Here is a 17,688-nt window from a genome sequence, read left to right as displayed (position 1 = left end):
ACGGCGGCCTGCTCCGGCTCGCGGTCCACACCGCCCCGCTGCTCGCCGCAGCTCGGGTCCCGTTCGGCGTGGCCCTCACCGGCGCCATCCGCGCCGTGAAGCCGCTCGCCGGGCCCGCGTTGGACCTGTATGCCGCGGTACAGCCGCCCGGCGACCGGAACCTGCTCTCCCGCCCGGAGTTCAAGGCGATGTTCCTCGACGACCTGCTCAACGGCAGCCGCTTCCAGACTTCGGCGCCGCTGGCGGACCTGATCCTGTTCACCCGGGAGTGGGGCTTCCAGCTCGAGGACGTCCGGGTGCCGGTGCGCTGGTGGCACGGTGACGACGACCACATCGTCCCGTTCCGCCACGGCCAGCACTGCGTCGACCGACTGCCCGACGCCACGATGACCACGATCGACGGCGAGAGCCACCTGGGCGGCCTCGGCATCGCCCAGAAAGTGCTCGACGAGCTGATGTCCCTCGGGCCACGAGCAGTGCCGGACTCCGCCACCTCCTGACGCCGGTGGAGAGAACACGCCCCGATTCGCTGGTGCAGAGGCGTCACATGGGCCACAATGGACCCACAACACCATAGGTGTCACTCAGCACTGGTGCTTCCACCTGCTCGAGATCGACCGACACTCCGAGGAGAACGCTGGGGAAGGCGTAGCTCGCGCCGGAGGTAGGGAGCGATCGAGGAGTTCGTGGTGACCGGAAGCATGAGTGCAACCAGGGGCGTGTTCTACGTCCATTCCGCGCCGTCCGCGCTGTGCCCGCACATCGAGTGGGCCGTGGGCGGTGTCCTCGGCGTGCCCGTGAATCCCGACTGGACGCCACAGCCGGCCCAATCCGGGAGCTACCGCTGCGAGTTCTCCTGGACCGGCAAGGTCGGAGCCGCCTCGGAGATCGCCTCCGCCCTGCGCGGGTGGAACCACCTGCGCTTCGAGATCACCGAGGAGCCGACCGCGTCCACGGAGGGCGCTCGGTACTCCTACACGCCCGACCTCGGCGTCTTCCACGCCGTCACCGGCATCCACGGCGACATCATGATTCCCGAGGACCGGCTCAAGGCCGCGGTCGTGCGCGCCGCGCTGGGCGAGGTGACGCTGGAGAACGAGATCGACAAGCTGCTCGGGAAGCCGTGGGACGACGAGCTGGAGACCTTCCGCCACGCAGGCGACGGCGCTCCGGTCCGCTGGCTGCACCAGGTGGTCTGAGCACCCCGTCGCACGCACGAAGGCGGCCGACCCGATGGGTCGGCCGCCTTCGTGCGTCTTCAGCTCAGAGGGGGATGTTGCCGTGCGCCCCGCGGCGCACACCGTCGTCCCGCACTGCCTGGACGAGCGCGGCCGCGAGGGCGGACCGGGTGGTCGCGGGGTCGACGATCTCGTCCACCACGCCGATCTCGACGGCACGATCGACGCCTCCGGCGATCCGCTCGTGCTCCGCAGCGAGCTCCGCCTCCACCTGGTCACGCACGTCCGGCGCGACCTCGGCGAGCCGGCGCCGGTGCAGGATCCGTACGGCCGCGAGCGGCCCCATCACCGCGATCTCGGCGCCGGGCCAGGCGAACACGCGCGTGGCCCCCAGGGATCGGGCGTTCATGGCGATGTAGGCGCCGCCGTAGGCCTTGCGGGTGACGAGCGTGACGCGGGGCACCGAGCACTCGGCGAACGCGTGCAGCAGCTTCGCGCCGCGTCGTACGACGCCGTCCCACTCCTGCCCGACGCCGGGCAGGTAGCCGGGAACGTCGACGATCACCACGAGCGGGATGCCGAACGCGTCACACATCCGGACGAACCGCGAGGCCTTCTCCGCCGACGGTGAGTCGAGGCAGCCGCCCAGGCGCATCGGGTTGTTGGCGACCAGGCCGACGCTCCGCCCGCCGAGACGGCCCAGGGCCGTGACGATGTTGGGCGCCCATCCGGCATGCAGCTCCACGCCCGTGCCGGGGTCGAGGATGCCCTCGACGAGCGGGCGGACGTCGTAGGCCCGCTTCTGGGACTCCGGAAGGATCGCTGCGAGGTCCTGGTCGAGAACGGTGGTGGCGTCGAGGCTGCCCTGGGCGCCGAGGAGCACGGCGACCGAGCGGGCCTTGGTCAGCGCCTCGTCCTCGCTCGTGGTGACCACGTGGACCACACCGGAGCGGCGCCCGTGCGGCTCCGGGCCGCCGAGACGGAGCATGTCGACCGCCTCGCCGGTCACCGAACGGACCACCTCGGGGCCGGTGACGAAGATCCGGCCCTCCGGGCCCAGGATCACGATGTCGGTGAGAGCGGGCCCGTAGGCGGCGCCGCCGGCAGCGGGGCCGAGCACCACGGAGATCTGCGGGATGACTCCCGACGCGCGGGTCATCACCTCGAAGATCCGGCCGACGGCGTGGAGCGATCCGACGCCCTCGGCGAGACGGGCGCCGCCGGAGTGCCACAGCCCGACGATCGGGACCCGGTCGGTCAGCGCGCGGTGGTAGGCGTCGACGACGACGGCGCAGCCGTCGATGCCCATCGCGCCACCCATGACGGTGGCGTCGGAGCAGAACGCGACCACGCGGGCGCCGCCGACCGTGCCGGTCGCCGCGACCATGCCGCAGTCAGGCCCCCCGGACGGGAGGAGCTCCAGCGATCCTTCGTCGAGGAAGGCACCGAGCCGGATGAGCGGATGACGCGGGTCGTCCTCACGTGAGGCCGGCTTCGCGACCCTTGCGGCGGTGGGCGTAGCGGTCATGGTCAGTCCACCGATCCGAAGATGACGGCGACGTTGGCGCCACCGAAGCCGAACGAGTTGTTGATCGCCGCGATCTGGCCGAGCGGCAGGTCCCGCGGCTTCGTGGCGACGTCGAGCTCGACGGCGGGGTCCTGCTCGTCGAGGTTGATCGTCGGCGGCGCGACCCGGTGGTGCAGCGCGAGCACGGTCGCGACGCCCTCGAGGGCGCCGGCGCCGCCCAGCAGGTGGCCGGTCATCGACTTGGTGCTGGTCACCACGACCTCGTTGGCGTGCGAGCCCAGCGTGGCGTGCAGCATCAGCGACTCCGCGACATCGCCCTGGGGTGTGGACGTGGCGTGGGCATTGACGTGGGCGATGTCGGTGGGGGAGACGTCACCGTCCTCGAGCGCACGCTTGATGGCGCGGGTGCCGCCCCGGCCGGCCGGGTCGGGCTGCGCGATGTCATGCGCGTCGGCGGTGATGCCGGTGCCGAGGATCTCGGCGTAGATCCGGGCACCGCGGGCCTGGGCGTGCTCGAGCGACTCGAGGACCAGGGCTCCGGCGCCCTCACCGAGGACGAACCCGTCGCGCCCGGTGTCGAAGGGACGGGAGACCGTGGTCGGGTCACCCTCGTTCTTCGACAGCGCCATCATGTTGGCGAATGCCGCGATCGGGAGCGGGTGGATGGCTGCCTCGGTGCCGCCGGCGACGGCCACGTCGACCCGGCCGAGCCGGATCTGGTCGGCCGCCAGGGAGATCGCCTCGTTGCCCGACGCGCAGGCCGAGACCGGGGTGTTCACCGGCCCGCGGGCCCCGAGCCGGAGGCTGATGGTCGCGGCCGGGGCGTTCGCCATGAGCATCGGGACGGCGAGGGGGGAGACCCGGCGCACGCCCTTGTCGCGCATGGCGTCGTGGTTGGAGAGCAGCGTGTGCACGCCGCCGATGCCCGAGGCGAACGCGACACCGAACCGGTCACCGTCGAGGTCACCGGACTCCTGTGCCGCGTCCAGGCCGGAGTCGGCCCACGCCTCGAGCGCCGCGACGAGCGCAAGCTGGGAGGACCGGTCGAGCCGACGAGCGACGATCCGGTCCAGGACCTCGGTCGGGTCGACGGCCGCGGTGCCGCCGATCCTGACCGGCAGGCCGTCCGCCCAGTCGCCCAGGCGTCGTACACCCGAGCGGCCGGCGATCATTCCCTCCCAGGTGGTGGCGACATCGCCACCCAGGGGGTTGGTCGTTCCGAGTCCGGTGACGACGACGCGTGTGCGCGACATGGGCTTCCTCTCTCCTTGTTCGATCAGTGTTCCGATCAGGCGGCGCTGCGGTTGCGCTCGATGTAGGCGACGGCGTCGCCGACGGTCTTCAGGTTCTTGACCTCTTCGTCGGGGATGGTGACGCCGAACTTCTCCTCGGCCTCGACCACCACCTCGACCATCGACAGCGAGTCGACGTCGAGGTCGTCGCTGAAGGACTTGTCGAGCTGGACGCTGTCGGCGGGGATGCCGGCGACCTCGTTGACGATGTCGGCGAGGGCGCTGCGGATCTCTTCGGTGCTCATTCTTTCTCCGTTACTTTGGTGTGGGTCGTGCAACAAGGGGTGTGGGTCACGGGACGACGACGACCTGGGCCGCGTAGGACAGGCCGGCCCCGAATGCGACCAGGAGGGCGAGGTCGCCGCGACGTGCCTCACCTTCCTGGATCATCCGGTGCAGGGCCAGCGGTATCGAGGCCGCCGAGGTGTTGCCGGCATCGACGATGTCGCGGGCGATGCTGACGGACGAGGGAAGGCGCATGGCCCTGGCCATCGCGTCGGTGATCCGGTTGTTGGCCTGGTGTGGGATGAAGCAGTCGAGCTCGTCGACGGTGACGCCCGCCCGGTCGAGGGCCTGCTGGGCGACCTTCGCCATGGAGTAGGACGCCCACCGGAACACGGGGTTGCCCTTCATCGCGAGGTGCGGCATCCGCGGCTCCTCGGACGAGAGCACGTCCCGCCAGTCCTCGCGGGACCGGATGTGGTCGTAGTGCTCGCCGTCGGACCCCCACACGACCGGGCCGATGCCTGGGGTCTCGGACGGTCCGACCACGACGGCGCCGGCACCGTCGGCGAAGATGAAGGCGGTGCCACGGTCGGTGGGGTCGGTGATGTCGGAGAGCCGCTCCACGCCGATCACCAGTGCGTACCCGGCGCTCCCGGCGCGCACCATGTCATTGGCCAGCGCGACGCCGTGGCAGAACCCGGCGCATGCGGCGGAGATGTCGAACGCGGCCGCCTGGTCGGTGCCGAGCTCGTGGGCCACCGCGGTGGCCGCCGAGGGGGTCTGCAGCAGGTGGCTGACCGTGGCGACGATGACGCAGTCGATCTGGCGGGCGTCGAGGCCGGCGTGCTGCAGCGCCTCCTGAGCGGCGGCGACGCTCATCGAGACGATCGTCTCGCTGTCGTCGGCCCAGCGCCGGGTCCGGATGCCGGACCGCTGCTGGATCCACTCGTCGCTGGAGTCGATCGCGTCCACGATCTCGGAGTTCGGTACGACGCGCGCGGGCCGATAGGCGCCGACACCGAGCAGCGCGGCGTGGGCGGGCCCGGTCTCTACCCGGAGGCCGGTCATGCGGGGACGGCCTGGGGGTGGAGGCGGAGCAGCGGCTGGCCGGGGGCGACCGGGTCGCCGTCCTCGACGAGCCACTCGACGACCTGTCCGCCATGGGCGGCGGTGACGCTGACCCGGTCCCGCAGGCTGGCGACGTCACCGATGACAACCCCCGCCGCCAGGTGCTCGACCTGCGCGGCGGACTCGGCCACGTGGAAGACGCCCTTGGCGGGGGAGACGACCATGCGCCAGGTCGGCGAGGTGTCCATGGGGGAGATCTCGCCGTGCCGCTCCACGAACGCACGGGCGTCGTCGAGCTGGTCGGGAGTGCTGAGAGCGAAGGTGTCGACCGACATCCCGCGGTCGCGGAAGAACCGCTTGGCGATGCCGGTCAGGGTGCCCGCCGGCGGCATCTCGAGAAGGCCGGTGACGCCGAGATCCGCCATCGTCTCGAGGCAGAGGTCCCAGCGGACGGGTCGGGCGATCTGACCGACGATCCGGCGCAGCACCTCGCCGCCGTCGTGCACGATGTTGCCGTCGGCGTTGGAGATGAGCGCGGTCCGCGGGTCGTGCACCGACACCGACCGGGCGAGCCCGGCGATGTGGTCGACGGCCGGCGCCATGTGGTCGGTGTGGAAGGCCCCGGCGACGGAGAGCGGGCGCAGCTTGGCCTTCGCCGGCGGGTTGGCGGCGAGGTCGGCGAGCTGCTCGAGCGTGCCCGCCGCGACGATCTGGCCGGGGCCGTTGTCGTTGGCGGCCGTGAGGCCATGCTCGGTGAGAGTGGCCAGCACCTCGTCCCGGTCGCCGCCGAGCACAGCCGTCATGCCGGTCGGGGTGATCGCGGCGGCCTCGGCCATCGCGCGTCCGCGTTCCCGCACGAGCACCATCGCCTGCTCGGCGGTGATCACCCGGGCGCCCGCGGCGGCGGCGATCTCACCGACGCTGTGCCCGGTCACCGCGCCGATGCGCGCGAAGGCGTCGGCCGGGTGCGGGAACAGCTCCAGTGCGGCCAGCAGCCCGGAGGCCACCAGCAGGGGCTGGGCGATGCGGGTGTCGCGGATCGTCTCCGCGTCGGCCTCGGTGCCGTAGTGGGCAAGGTCGAGCCCGGCCACGGCCGAGAGCCACTCGAGCCGAGCGGCGAAGGTCGGGTCCGCCAGCCAGGGAGTGAGGAAACCGGGGGTCTGTGCCCCCTGTCCGGGAGCCGCGATCACAAGCACGTCTTCAGACTGCCCTCGGCGGGGCCGTCCCGGCGCCTCCGCCGTCCACGAATCTGGACGCCGAGGATTGTGGGACTCCTACAAGTTCTGTCGAGCCGAGCGCGGTCACTCCGCCTGTCGACCGAGGAGGAGCGCGAGCTGCAGCACGAGTGCGTCGCGCGGGACCGACGGGGTGAGACCCGTCAGGTCGCCGATCTGGCCCAGCCGGTAGCGCACCGTGTTCGCGTGCACGAACAGCGCCCGTGCGGTCGCCTCGATCGCGGCGCCGTTCGCGAAGTACGTCGACAACGTGGTCACCAGCTCGCCTCGCGACTCCGCGAGCGGCCGGTACACCTGCTCGATGGCCTCGGTGCGTGCGCCCTCGTCACCGGCGAGAATCCGCTCCGGCAGCAGGTCGTGGGCACAGACCGGCCGCGGGGCCTCGGGCCAGCCCGCGGCGGCGCGCAGCGCGCCGAGAGCGACCCGGGCCGAGATGTGGGCGTGGGAGAGGTCGGTCGCCACCGGGCCCACCACGACAGGGCCGTCGCCGAAGAGGCCGACCACGGCGGCAGCGTCCTTCTCCGGCATCCCGACCCCGCCGAGGATCACGACGAGCAGGTGCCCCTGGACCGCGCACAGGGCATCCATTCCGCGCTCGTGGGCGGCACGTCGTACGGCATCGAAGACGCCGCTGTGGCCGTTGGGGGGCTCCGCGGGCGCCGTGCCGACGACCACCGCGACCTCGCCGCGGGCCGCCCAGCCGACGGCACTCGCTCGGGAGAGCACCGACTCGTCGGTCTCGGCCCGGAGCACGGCGTCGACCACCAGCGCCTCCAGGCGGGCGTCCCAGCGGCCCCGGACCTCGGCCGCGCGGGCGTAGACCTCCGCGGTCGCGAAGGCCACTTCGCGGCCGTAGCGGAGCACTGCCGCATGGACGTCCGCGGCGACCTCCGGCTCGAGCAGCTTGGCGATGTTGCGCTCGACCTCGTCGATGGTGAGCTTGATCAGGTCGACGGTCTGGCGCAGGTCGATCACGCCGGCCAGGGCCCGCGGCGCCTGGCCGAAGACCGAGACGACCAGCTCCTCGTCCTCGGGGTCGGCGCCGCCTCCGTCGGCGAACCAGTCCGCGAAGCTCTTCACGCCGGCCTGGACGATCATCGCGACCCACGAGCGGTCCTCGGCGCTGAGCCGGCGAAACCACGGAAGGTCCGCCTCGATCCGGGTGATCGCCGCGGTGCTCAGCGACCCCGAGGCCGCGCGCAGCTGCTGGGTAGCGCGGGCTCGGGCGCCTGGGTCCGTAGGGGGCATGCACCCAGCGTAAGGCCGCTCACATCACGCCGAGATGGGTGTCGTGGCAACGACTTTCGTGCTTGAATCCTCCGTTACTCGATCCGCAGGAGGAGACGTCATGTCGGAGCATCACGAGGTGCAGTACGTCACCCTGCACGGCAAGCGGCGCGCCTTCGTCAAGATCGGTGAGGGGCCGGCCCTGCTCCTGCTGCACGGTCTGGCCTGCGACCACAGCACGTGGGCGCCGGTCATCGACAAGCTGGCGAAGAAGTACACCGTGATCGCGCCGGACCTGCTCGGCCACGGCCTGTCCGACAAGCCGCGCGCCGACTACACGCTCGGTGGGTACGCCAACGGCATGCGCGACCTGCTCACCGTCCTCGGCATCGACAAGGTGACCGTCGTCGGGCACAGCTTCGGTGGCGGCATCGCGATGCAGTTCGCCTACCAGTTCCCGGAGCGAACCCAGCGGGTGATGCTGGTCGGCACCGGCGGCCTGGGCGCGGAGGTCAGCCCATTCATCAAGCTGATCCAGGCGCCCGGCTGGGGCATCGTGATGGAGGTGCTCACGCTGCCGGGGCTCCGCCACGCTGAGACGCTGGTGCTGCGCAGCGCGGCTGAGCACCTGGGCGGTCCGCTGCGGAAGTACACCCGCGACCTGGGCGAGGTCGCGTGCATCCTCGAGTCATGGAAGGACCGGCGCACCCGGTTCGCGATCCGCCATCTCGTCCGTGCGGTCATCGACTGGCGGGGCCAGATCGTGACGATGTCCGACCGCGCGTACCTGAGCGCGGCGATGCCGATGGCGATCGTCTGGGGCAGCGACGACCAGGTCATCCCGGCTCGCCATGCCAGCAACGCGGCGGCACTCGCGCCCGACCTTCAGGTCGAGGTGATTCCGGACGCCGGGCACTTCCCGCACAAGGACCACCCCGATCGGTTCGTGAGGATCCTCGACGAGTTCATCGTCACCAACCCGCCCGCGTCCTACAACCGCGCCCGGTTCCGCCGGATGCTGAAGGCCGGCACCGGGGCGCCATCGCTGGCGGCGAGCACGCTCGCCGCCAGCGAAGCTCAGGCGTCGCCGCCCTCCTGCATGACACCGGCCACCGCGGTGGGGTCGTCGATCCGGTAACGGTCCGCCGCTTCCTTCACCCGTCCGGGGTCGATCTCCCCGGCGTCGGCCAGAGCCGCGAGCGCCTGCACCACGACCGATTGCGCGTCGACGTGGAAGTAGCGCCGTGCGGCAGGCCGCGTGTCGGCGAAGCCGAACCCGTCGGTGCCGAGGACCCGGTAGTCACCGGGGACCCAGCGCGCAATCTGCAGCGGGACTGCGGCCATGTAGTCCGAGACCGCCACGACCGGGCCCTGCGCGTCGCCCAGGGCCTCCGTGACGTACGGCGTGCGGTGGGCCTCGCCGGCGTGCAGGAGGTTCCACTCCTCGGCAGCCACGGCGTCGCGCGCCAGCTCGTTCCAGGACGTCACCGACCAGGTGTCCGCGCGGACGCCCCAGTCGTCGGCGAGCAGCTGCGCCGCCTCCGCGATCCACGGGAATCCGACGCCCGAGGCCAGCAGCTGGACCCGGGGACCCTCGCCCTCGGCCTGCGAGCAGCGGTAGAGCCCCTTGAGGAGCGCCTCGACGTCGAGTCCCTCGGGCTCGGCCGGCTGCGCCACCGGCTCGTTGTAGACGGTGATGTAGAAGATCACGTCCTCGCCGCGAGGGTGCTCCTCCGTGGCGCCGTACATCCGCTCCAGGCCGGCACGCATGATGTGCCCGACCTCGTAGGCGAACGCGGGGTCGTAGTGCACCACGGCCGGGTTGGTCGTCGCGATCAGCGGCGAGTGGCCGTCGGCATGCTGCAGGCCCTCGCCGGTCAGCGTGGTGCGACCCGCCGTGGCCCCGATGAGGAACCCGCGTGAGAGCTGGTCGGCCATCGCCCAGATCGAGTCACCCGTGCGCTGGAACCCGAACATCGAGTAGAAGATGTAGAACGGGATCATCGGCTCGCCGTGGGTGGCGTACGACGATCCGGCGGCGATCGCCGATCCCATCGCTCCCGCCTCGGAGATGCCCTCGTGCAGCATCTGGCCCTGTGCCGACTCCTTGTAGGCGAGGAGCAGCTTGCGGTCGACGCCCTCGTACTGCTGGCCGCCGGGGTTGTAGACCTTGGCGGTCGGGAACATCGCGTCCATGCCGAAGGTGCGGTACTCGTCGGGCGCGATCGGGACGATCCGCGAGCCGATCCCCGGGTCCTTCATCCAGTCCTTGAGGAGCCGGACGGCGGCCATGGTCGTGGCGACCTTGTTGTTGCCGGCGCCCTTCTTGAGCTCCGCGTAGACCGAGTCGCCGGGGAGCGTCAGCATCCGGGCGCGGTCGGTGCGCTGGGGGACCGAGCCACCCAGCTGGGCACGGCGCTCGAGCATGTACTGGATCTCCGGGGAGTCCTGCCCGGGGTGGAAGAACGGTGCTGCTCCGGTCTCCTCGTAGGCCCGGTCGAGGTCCCGGTCGCTGATCGGCAGGTAGAGCCGGTCCCGGTACCGACGGAGGTCGTCCTTCGTCAGCTTCTTCATCTGGTGGGTGGCGTTCTTGCCCTCGAGCGCCTCGATCGTCCAGCCCTTGATGGTCTTGGCGAGGATCACCGTCGGCTGGCCGGCGTGCTTGGTCGCGGCGTCGAAGGCGGCGTAGACCTTGCGATAGTCGTGGCCGCCGCGCGGCAGCTTCCGGATCTGGTCGTCGGACATGTGCTCGACCATCGCCCGCAGCCGCGGGTCCGCGCCGAAGAAGTGCTCGCGGATGTAGTCGCCGGACTCGACCGAGTAGGTCTGGAAGGCACCGTCGGGCGTGGTGTTCATCCGGTTGACCAGCACGCCGTCGACGTCACGGGCCAGCAACGGGTCCCATTCGCGGCCCCACACGACCTTGATCACGTTCCAGCCCGCGCCCCGGAAGTTGGCCTCGAGCTCCTGGATGATCTTGCCGTTGCCGGTGACCGGCCCGTCCAGCTGCTGGAGGTTGCAGTTGACGACCCAGACCAGGTTGTCGAGCTCCTCACGGGCGGCGACGCGGATCGCGCCGAGCGACTCGGGCTCCGCCATCTCGCCGTCACCCATGAAGGCCCATACCCGCTGCTGGCTGGTGTCCTTGATGCCGCGGTTCTGCAGGTACCGGTTGAACCTGGCCTGGTAGATCGAGTGGATCGCGGTCAGGCCCATCGAGACCGTCGGGAACTCCCAGAACTCCGGCATCAGACGGGGGTGGGGGTACGACGACAACCCGGCGCCGGCGCCGTGCTGGACCTCCTGGCGGAACCGGGACAGCTGCTGCTCGTTCAGCCGGCCCTCGAGGAAGGCGCGGGCGTAGATGCCGGGAGAGGCGTGGCCCTGGATGAAGACCTGGTCGCCGCCGCCGGGGTGCTCCTTGCCGCGGAAGAAGTGGTTGAAGCCGACCTCGTAGAGGCTGGCCGAGGACTGGTAGGTCGCGATGTGGCCGCCGACCTCGAGTCCCTTGCGGTTGGCGCTGGACACCATGACCGCGGCGTTCCAGCGGATGAACGCGCGGATCCGGCGCTCGGCCTCCTCGTCACCGGGGAACCACGGCTCGCGCTCGGGCGGGATCGTGTTGATGTAGTCGGTGCTGCGCAGCGCGGGGACGCCGACCTGCGCCTCGCGGGCGCGCTCGAGCAGGCGCAGCATGACGTAGCGCGCACGGTCGCGGCCGCGTTCGTCGAGGAGCGCGTCGAAGGAGTCGATCCAGTCCTGGGTCTCGTCCGGGTCGATGTCGGGAAGCTGGGTCGGCAGGCCCTCGTGGATGACCGAGGGAGCCGAGCCTGCGCGCGTGGCCGGGGTGGGGCCGGATGCGGGGCTGTCGGAGGTCACGCGGACCATCGTTGCACCGATCGCCCGCACGGAAAATCTACCCGGCAGTAGCCCCTTCCCGACACGCTGCTGCGGGCGAGGGGTTGCGCGGTACTCTCACACTCCGCTGGACTACTCCTCGGACCGCGCACCGCGGGACTTCGTCGTACCCCCGAAACAGCCTGGAGGACACCACCGTGACTTCGACCGCCGCCGGCGGCACCACCCCCACCGGACCCGCCGAACGGTTGGGGCTCAAGCCGGGGATGGTGGTCCAGGAGCTCGGCTGGGACAACGACACCGACGACGAGCTCCGCGTCGCGATCGAGGACGCCATCGACGGTGACATGGTCGACGGCGACTACGGCAACGTCGTCGACGCGGTCCTCCTCTGGTGGCGTGGTGATGACGGTGACCTGGTCGACGGTCTCGTCGACGCCCTGACCGACCTGGTCGGGGGTGGGGTGATCTGGCTGCTGACGCCCAAGATCGGGCGCCCCGGCGCCGTCGACGCCGCTGACATCGCCGAGGCCGCCCCGATCGCGGGTCTCTCCCAGACGACGACTGCGACGGTGAGCAAGGACTGGGCCGCCACCCGGCTGGTCGCTCCGAAGACGGTCGCCTGACAATAGGCGCATGCGTACGCTCTCGACGCGCGTCAAGGACGCAGCGTTCAGCCTGAAGATCCTGACCGAGTCGGGCATCCTCCGGCCGTACTCGCCGGTGGTGCTCGCGGGCATGCTCGGCACGTTGCGACGGTGGAGCACGGTGCCTGCGGGCGGCTTCAAGACGCTGGCGCTGCGAGTGCCGGACAAGACGGCGATCATCGACGAGCGCGGCTCGATGACCTGGGCCGAGCTCCACACCCGCACCAACGCGCTCGCCCACGCCCTTCGGGCGCGAGGCGTCCGTACCGGGGATGGTGTCGCAGTGATGTGCCGCAACCATCGCGGCTTCATCGAGGCATCGATCGCGATCAGCAAGCTCGGCGCGGACGTCTTGTACCTCAACACCGCGTTCGCCGGGCCGCAGCTGGCCGACGTCATCGAGCGGGAGAAGCCGCGCGTGGTCGTCCACGACGAGGAGTTCACCGACCTCCTGGCGGACGCCAACATCGCCGAGCGGGTGATCGCCTGGACCGATGGCGAGGCCGGGCCCGACAGCATCGAGGGCATGATCGCCGCCTCGACGATGGCCGGCAAGACCGCTGACCTGACGCCGCCGGGTCGCCACGGCCGCACGATCATCCTGACCTCGGGCACCACGGGTACGCCGAAGGGCGCTCCTCGACCCCAGGGTGGGATCCCGGCCGCTGTCTCGCTGCTCTCCCGGATGCCGCTGCGCAGCAACTGGAGATGTCACGTCGCGGCGCCCCTGTTCCACACGTGGGGGTTCGCCCACTACCAGCTGGCCATGCTGCTGGGGACCACCCTCGTGCTCTCGAGGAAGTTCGACCCCGAGGGGGCGCTGAAGCTGCTGCACGACCACGAGTGCGACTCGTTCGCCGTCATCCCGGTGATGCTGCAGCGCATCCTCGGGCTGCCGGAGGAGACCCTCGACAGGTACCCGCTGCCCCACCTCAAGGCAGTCGCCTCGTCCGGCTCGGCCCTGCCGGGCGACCTGCCGACCCGCTGGATGGACCGGTACGGCGACAACCTGTACTCCGTCTACGGCTCGACGGAGGTCGCGTGGGCCTCCATCGCCACGCCGGAGGACCTCCGCGAGGCGCCGGGCTGCGCCGGGCGGCTCCCGCACGCGACCGTGGTCAGGATCGTCGATGCCGACGGCAGGGACGTCCCGGTGGGCGAGCCCGGCCGGATCTTCGTCGGCAACGACCTCCAGATCGAGGGCTACACCGGGGGTGGCGGCAAGGAGCTCCTCGACGGCCTGATGTCCTCCGGTGACGTCGGCCGCTTCGACCAGGAGGGTCGCCTCTACGTCGAGGGCCGGGACGACGAGATGATCGTCTCGGGCGGCGAGAACGTCTTCCCCAAGGAGGTCGAGGACTGCCTCGCCCGCCACGAGGCGGTCCTGGAGGTGGCCGCGATCGGTGTCGACGACGACGAGTTCGGCGAGCGACTGAAGGCCTTCGTCGTGCTCGCTCCCGACGCCCCTGCCTTGGGGGAGGACGACCTCAAGGGCTGGGTGCGGCAGAACCTCGCCCGCTACAAGGTGCCCCGCGAGATCGTGTTCCTCGACGAGCTGCCGCGTAACGCCACCGGCAAGGTCCTCAAGCGCGAGCTGCTGGCCGACGGGGCTCAGGGGTGAGTAGCGCGGCCGGAATCGAGCTCGGCACCCTCGCCCCCGACTTCACCCTGCGGGACCAGTTCGGGCAGGACATCACCCTGTCGTCGTACCAAGGGACGAAGGCGGTCGCACTGATCTTCTACCCCTACGCGTTCAGTGGTGTCTGCACCGGCGAGCTCAACGGCATCCGCAGCCGGCTCGACGAGTTCATCACCTTCGACACCGAGGTGCTGGCGATCTCGTGCGACCCGGTCTACGCGCTGCGGGCGTTCAGCGACGCGGACGGCCTCAACCTCGAGCTGCTGAGCGACTTCTGGCCGCACGGCGAGGTGGCGCGCGACTATGGCGTCTTCGACGAGAAGGCCGGCTGCCCCGAGCGGTCCTCCTACGTCGTGGGCAAGGACGGACGGGTGGTCTGGGCGCTCCACCACGACAAGACGGAGCCTCGGGACCTCCAGGTTCACCTCGACCAGCTCCGCGCGGCGGCAGCCTCGTAGCAGCCGATCGGTTGACGGCTCCAGCCAATTTGGGTCAATTTTCAACGAAATTATCCAGAACGGTTTGACAGCCGAGCGAGCGGAGCTACAGTTCTAGTTGTTGAACCGCTGGTGACCCGAGACACCGGCGGTTCAACCTTTTTTTGCCCGAGTGCTCCGGCCGAGCGCGGCGACGCTGGTGCGGGCGCCACAGGCCCCCTCCGATACGCTGTGCCCGCCTTCTGGGGCGCATAGCTCAGCGGTAGAGCTCCTCGCTTACAACGAGGCGGTCACAGGTTCGATCCCTGTTGCGCCCACCGAGAACCCTCAGTAGGGGACCTCACCTGCGGAAGCTGTCGGCGGTCGCCGACCGCCTGACAGACGCCTCGAGGTCCTCGATCAACCCCACCCGAGACACCGCTCGCCGCGTCCTCGACCCCTCCGCCGCCCGGAGGTAGCACGCGCACTGCTGCGGGATCTTCGGCGGGCGGCGCGGTCGCAGCGCGAGCTCGCCCCGACCAGCGCGTAGCGGCCTGGTGGCGGCCCCGGCCGCCCTCATGGGATCTGGTGCCAACCCGGCCGAGGCCTCGACGGCGCTCACGGGAAGCGACGACGTAGAGCGCACGATACCGGTCCGACGTCGTGGCAGCGTTGGATCGAGATGGTGGTGGCGTCGCTCTGGACGGCGCACAGCGCACCCCCCTGGGAGGGGGTGCGCTGAGGCGGGGTCCTGTCAGGCGGCAGCGTGCTTGTCGTGCACTCGGGCCGCGATGGCGGCCGCGGCGGTCATGGTCGACCTGAGCGCCTAGTAACCGAACTGTGGCCGCGCATACCCAATTTTGGGTATCAAACAGTGCCAAGGCCTGGGCGGCCGGCGCGCGATGGGGCAATGCGGCGGGCGTGGTCCTCGCAAGACTGTGCGGCACAGCCCGGCGGCATCGATCCAGAACGCGGTGGACGAGTCGGCGGTCGGCCGAGTTCCGTGCGATCGCCGGCGCCAGCACTCCTGGCTCAGGGCCGCACCCTCAGGATCGCTCGGGCCGAGGATGGGCGCGCCCCCGACGTCGAGCTCGGTCTGGTCCGCCGCCCCACGGCGCTAGACAGCAGACGACCCCGGGCCGCCGACTGCTCAGACAGGCCGAGACCTTGCCGATCACGGACAACCTCGCGCCTGGCCGAGAGCGACTACTAAGGGCTCTACCCGGGGGCAGGGATCACGGACTGCGAGGAGCGGTGCGTCGGGCGGAAAGTAGGTCGGTCGGGCGGGGCCGGGGATTGGCCCCGCCCGACCGGCGGCTCGCGGGTGCTTGGCGGTACCCGAGACGAAGCCGCCTACTGCCGGCGGGGGACAGGCTCACCGGCAGGGCTGGGTATGCGTTAGCGGTCTACTCCGCCTCAGGCTCTGACTCAGCCGTTGACGATGAATCGGACGTTGGTCACGTTCGCGACGTCGGTGATGTCGCACGCGAGGTCGCTGTAGTCCGAGACGCCGTCGTCGACGCCGTCGAGGTCGAGGTCGGTCACCGTCACGGTGCAGTTCTGGGCGGTGCCGGAGTTGATGGAGACCTTGACTACGCCGGTGGCGGTGGAGAGGAGCTGCTCGGCCTTGGCCGAGATCGCGGTGGTGGTGTCGGTGGAGTCGGTGTAGGTGTGGGCCACGTTGGTGATGGTGGCGCCGCTGACCGTCTGCGCGACGGAGCCGACATTGATGGCCGCGTCGTCGACGGTGCTGGTCGCGGTGAACGCGGACGCGCCGAACGCGACGAACCCTGCCGCGGTGGCGGCGGCGATGATTCTGGTGGACTGGTGCATTGGGTCGAACCTTCCGAGTGGAGCCCGGTACCCCCGTGAGTCCCGGTCGCTCGGGGCTCAACGTAGGCAGTCCCGGACCCAGGGTTCGCTGGTTCGCGTGGCGCCCAGGGCCAATGGCCTAGACAATCGCCCCGAACGGCCCCCTGACGGGCCACTGCCATGCCCGAGAGGAGCGAGAGGTCGACCAGGCCGCGGCCCCTACAACTCGCCATCCATGCGCTTGGCAGGCCCTCGTGTGGGCACACGATGTCGATCCCTGTTGCGCCCACCGAGCCCCGACCGTCGATCGGGGCGCTCTGCGGTGGTCCGGGCCGAGGCCCTCGACGGCGGCGCCGTCGCTCAAGTCGCGTCGCACCCCGCCCGGGAGCGGGGTGCGGCTGCGGTGGGGCTCTGAGGACCTGGATTGGTCGGCTCGTGAGCGGTGCTGGTGAAGCTGGCGGTCGTGCGCGCCATGAGAGGCCGGTAACCCACCCCGCTACGCGTATACCCAAATTTCGGTATGGAATCTGCCTGACCCCATCGACGACCCCGGTCACGGGCTGGCGCAGGGATGCGCGACCTGCTGAAGTAAGGTTCGCCTAACTACAACGGACGGGCAGCTGACTGCCTGAGATGGAGAGCACGAATGCACGGACGAGTAGTCGCAGCCGAACGGCTCACGCCGGGCCTGGTCCGCCTCACGCTGGGCGATGGCGAGCTCAGTGGATTCGCGATGCCCGACGCCACGGACGCCTACATCAACGTGGCCATCCGTCCCGCCGGCGCGCCCTACGACGCGGTCTTCGACCCGGCAGAGGTTCGGGCCACACTCCCGCAGGATGCCTGGCCGGCGCGACGGCGATACACCGTGCGTGCCTGGGACGCGGAACGGCGACAGCTCACCGTCGACTTCGTGGTCCATGGCGACGACGGGGTAGCGGGCCCCTGGGCCGCGGCCGCCGAGCCCGGGGATGTGCTGGTCTTCGAGGGGCCGAGCGGCGGCTACCGCCCTGACCCTGCGGCCGACTGGCATTTCATGGTCGGTGACGAGTCCGCCCTGCCGGCCATCGCCGCGTCGCTCGAGGCGGTCCCCGCCGGCGCGCTGGCCGTGGTGCGGCTCGTGTGCGACGGGCCGGACCACGAGCTGACCCTGTCCTCGCCCGGGCGACTGGACGTGTCGTGGCTCCACCGCACCGGTGCGCTCGAGGATGCCGAGCTGTTGCCTGCAGCGGTCCGGGCCCTGACCTTCCCGCGCGGCCGCGTGCACGCGTTCATCCACGGAGAGGCCGGTGAGATCCGTGAGATCCGGCGGCACCTGCTCGTGGACCGCGGACTGAGCCGGGCAGACATGTCGTGCTCGCCCTACTGGCGCCGCGAGATGACCGACGAGGCGTGGCGCCAGGTGAAGCGCGACTTCGTCGCCGCCATGGAGGCCGAGGTCGGCTGAGGACGGACTCTGAGCCGATGAGAGCAGTCTCATCGGCACCTCATCGCGGCCTCACCGCGGTTCGGAAGGTTCCTCCTGTCGGCAGAACGCCGGCGTCCGACCGATGGAGGAGGAAC

At 70.7% G+C, this 17,688-nt stretch carries 15 protein-coding genes and 1 tRNA gene; 8 read left to right on the top strand and 8 right to left on the bottom strand.

The window, feature by feature from the left end; all coding sequences use genetic code 11:
• Together E7Z54_RS17645 and E7Z54_RS17640 are read left to right on the top strand one after the other, a co-directional pair.
• Positions 1-500, top strand: a 500-nt coding sequence (locus E7Z54_RS17645) for an alpha/beta fold hydrolase (RefSeq protein WP_431188812.1), incomplete at its 5' end; no start/stop codon positions are given.
• Positions 501-701: 201 nt separating this feature from the next.
• Positions 702-1,199 carry a DUF3145 domain-containing protein gene (locus E7Z54_RS17640; RefSeq protein ID WP_136435949.1) on the top strand — a complete coding sequence of 166 codons (498 nt, stop codon included), beginning with the start codon at positions 702-704 and terminating at the stop codon, positions 1,197-1,199.
• A 64-nt stretch (positions 1,200-1,263) separates the two neighbouring features.
• Here E7Z54_RS17640 and E7Z54_RS17635 read toward each other — a convergent pair whose 3' ends face one another.
• The 6 genes from E7Z54_RS17635 to E7Z54_RS17610 all read right to left on the bottom strand — a co-directional run bounded on the left by E7Z54_RS17635 (position 1,264) and on the right by E7Z54_RS17610 (position 7,774).
• Entirely contained in the window at positions 1,264-2,706 is a 1,443-nt protein-coding gene (locus E7Z54_RS17635) for an acyl-CoA carboxylase subunit beta (RefSeq protein WP_136435947.1), read from the bottom strand.
• A gap of 2 nt (positions 2,707-2,708) precedes the next feature.
• Entirely contained in the window at positions 2,709-3,959 is a 1,251-nt protein-coding gene (locus tag E7Z54_RS17630) for a beta-ketoacyl-[acyl-carrier-protein] synthase family protein (RefSeq protein ID WP_136435946.1), read from the bottom strand.
• Between the two features lie 35 nt (positions 3,960-3,994).
• Positions 3,995-4,243 (bottom strand): acyl carrier protein, encoded by a 249-nt coding sequence (locus E7Z54_RS17625; protein WP_136435944.1) that lies wholly within the window; start codon positions 4,241-4,243, stop codon positions 3,995-3,997.
• Positions 4,244-4,289: 46 nt separating this feature from the next.
• Positions 4,290-5,291 (bottom strand): beta-ketoacyl-ACP synthase III, encoded by a 1,002-nt coding sequence (locus tag E7Z54_RS17620; protein WP_136435942.1) that lies wholly within the window; start codon positions 5,289-5,291, stop codon positions 4,290-4,292.
• Positions 5,288-6,487: an acyltransferase domain-containing protein gene (locus tag E7Z54_RS17615; RefSeq protein WP_136435940.1), complete on the bottom strand. Its 1,200-nt coding sequence runs from the start codon at positions 6,485-6,487 to the stop codon at positions 5,288-5,290. Before E7Z54_RS17615 ends, E7Z54_RS17620 begins: the two co-directional genes overlap by 4 nt.
• Before the next feature lie 105 nt (positions 6,488-6,592).
• A complete protein-coding gene (locus E7Z54_RS17610; protein ID WP_136435939.1) occupies positions 6,593-7,774 on the bottom strand; it encodes a PucR family transcriptional regulator in 1,182 nt (393 codons plus the stop codon).
• Between the two features lie 100 nt (positions 7,775-7,874).
• Here E7Z54_RS17610 and E7Z54_RS17605 point away from each other — a divergent pair, with 100 nt between their 5' ends.
• Complete coding sequence (locus E7Z54_RS17605) at positions 7,875-8,891, top strand: alpha/beta fold hydrolase (protein ID WP_136435937.1); 1,017 nt, start codon at positions 7,875-7,877, stop codon at positions 8,889-8,891.
• Here the strand turns inward: E7Z54_RS17605 and aceE are convergent.
• Complete coding sequence (gene aceE / locus E7Z54_RS17600) at positions 8,831-11,641, bottom strand: pyruvate dehydrogenase (acetyl-transferring), homodimeric type (protein ID WP_136435935.1); 2,811 nt, start codon at positions 11,639-11,641, stop codon at positions 8,831-8,833. The two genes, E7Z54_RS17605 and aceE, sit on opposite strands and share 61 nt — an antisense overlap.
• A gap of 167 nt (positions 11,642-11,808) precedes the next feature.
• On the opposite strand from aceE, the gene E7Z54_RS17595 reads away from it, so the two are divergent.
• From E7Z54_RS17595 to E7Z54_RS17580, 4 genes are all read left to right on the top strand, one after another.
• On the top strand, positions 11,809-12,237 hold the full coding sequence (locus E7Z54_RS17595; protein ID WP_136435933.1) for a DUF3052 domain-containing protein: 429 nt from the start codon (positions 11,809-11,811) through the stop codon (positions 12,235-12,237).
• A 10-nt stretch (positions 12,238-12,247) separates the two neighbouring features.
• Positions 12,248-13,879, top strand: coding sequence for an AMP-binding protein (locus E7Z54_RS17590; protein WP_136435931.1), 1,632 nt, complete (start codon positions 12,248-12,250; stop codon positions 13,877-13,879).
• Positions 13,876-14,355: a peroxiredoxin gene (locus E7Z54_RS17585; protein WP_136435929.1), complete on the top strand. Its 480-nt coding sequence runs from the start codon at positions 13,876-13,878 to the stop codon at positions 14,353-14,355. Before E7Z54_RS17590 ends, E7Z54_RS17585 begins: the two co-directional genes overlap by 4 nt.
• A gap of 224 nt (positions 14,356-14,579) precedes the next feature.
• Positions 14,580-14,651, top strand: a tRNA-Val gene (locus E7Z54_RS17580).
• A gap of 1,090 nt (positions 14,652-15,741) precedes the next feature.
• On the opposite strand, the gene E7Z54_RS17575 is transcribed toward E7Z54_RS17580, so the two are convergent.
• Positions 15,742-16,146 (bottom strand): hypothetical protein, encoded by a 405-nt coding sequence (locus tag E7Z54_RS17575; protein ID WP_136435927.1) that lies wholly within the window; start codon positions 16,144-16,146, stop codon positions 15,742-15,744.
• Positions 16,147-16,771: 625 nt separating this feature from the next.
• Between E7Z54_RS17575 and E7Z54_RS17570 the strand changes: the two genes are divergently transcribed.
• The gene (locus E7Z54_RS17570; protein ID WP_136435925.1) at positions 16,772-17,572 is read left to right on the top strand and encodes a siderophore-interacting protein; all 801 of its coding nucleotides are present in this window, start codon (positions 16,772-16,774) and stop codon (positions 17,570-17,572) included.
• Positions 17,573-17,688 lie beyond the last annotated feature (116 nt).

This window comes from Nocardioides sp. (assembly GCF_004803405.1).
GTDB lineage: Bacteria > Actinomycetota > Actinomycetes > Propionibacteriales > Nocardioidaceae > Nocardioides > Nocardioides vastitatis.
The sequence above is the reverse complement of the archived record's forward strand: the minus strand, read 5'-3'. Positions and strand labels throughout refer to the sequence as shown.